The 923-nt window shown below is 53.1% G+C and carries 1 protein-coding gene; it reads right to left on the minus strand.

Features of this window, described 5'->3' with window-relative positions; all coding sequences use genetic code 11:
- The coding region (tssI, locus tag HC752_RS24265) for a type VI secretion system tip protein TssI/VgrG (protein ID WP_190337739.1) at positions 1-917 on the minus strand (917 nt) is incomplete at its 3' end.
- Positions 918-923: the final 6 nt, after the last annotated feature.

Genomic DNA, 923 nt, shown 5'->3' on the forward strand with positions numbered 1-923 from the left:
GTAAACTTGGTGCCCGCTTGCAGGGCAGGGTGGTTACTTTTGCCATTCGCAATGTGCGCCGTGCGGCGCAGGTAATCCAAGCGATACTGGCTGAACGCCGCGCCACTGTCGTCGTCTTTGTAGCGTGCGGGCGCATCGTAATGCTCATAGCCATCACGCTGATAGCCCATCTCCTCGCCAAGCTGCTCTTGTTTGAACGAGTAGGTGGGCTTCTTAAAGCTGTAATCTTGAAACTGAACACTGGACACATCGGAGCGCACTCGCTCGGTAAGCCCAAACACATAAGGGGTATCGATGGTGCCGCCAGCTAGCGCATTATACGGCACCGGAAATGGGTAGCTGTCGTAGGCTTGGGTGTCATCGCAAAACACAATGGTGTGCTTGCTTTTCTCATGCACAAAGCGGTAGACCAACCCTTCTTCGGCGGCGAGGCGATGCATAAAATCCAAATCGGTTTCCCGATACTGCACACAAAACTCCCGAGGTAAACAGGACCGTTTCAGGGAAAAGGCATAGTCATTGATGCCCATTTCCTGAAACAGCACAGACAGGATCTCAGGGACGGTTAAATCCTGAAAAATGCGGCTGTTTTGGCGAAGCGACAAACGTTCAATGGCAGGCACTAAGGTCAACGAATAAAAGGTATGCTGTCGTCCGGTGTCGCCTTTGGAGAAGGCACGGACAATCCCGTGGACACGTTGGGTGACTTCGCCGTTTTGACTGACGGACAGCCACGCGTTTTTGTCGACCACTTGGTCTGGTGTGAGGTCGGTCGAGCGGCTGGCGAGCTCAATGTGATAGCGAAAGCCATGACAGCCTTGAAAATCCGAGAGGGATTCTAGCCCCTGATACTCGCGCACAATCAAGGTATCCGAAGCCAGTCCTTCGACATCCAATGAGAAGTTTAAGGTGCCCATGCAGTC

This window comes from Vibrio sp. S9_S30 (assembly GCF_014694455.1).
GTDB lineage: Bacteria > Pseudomonadota > Gammaproteobacteria > Enterobacterales > Vibrionaceae > Vibrio.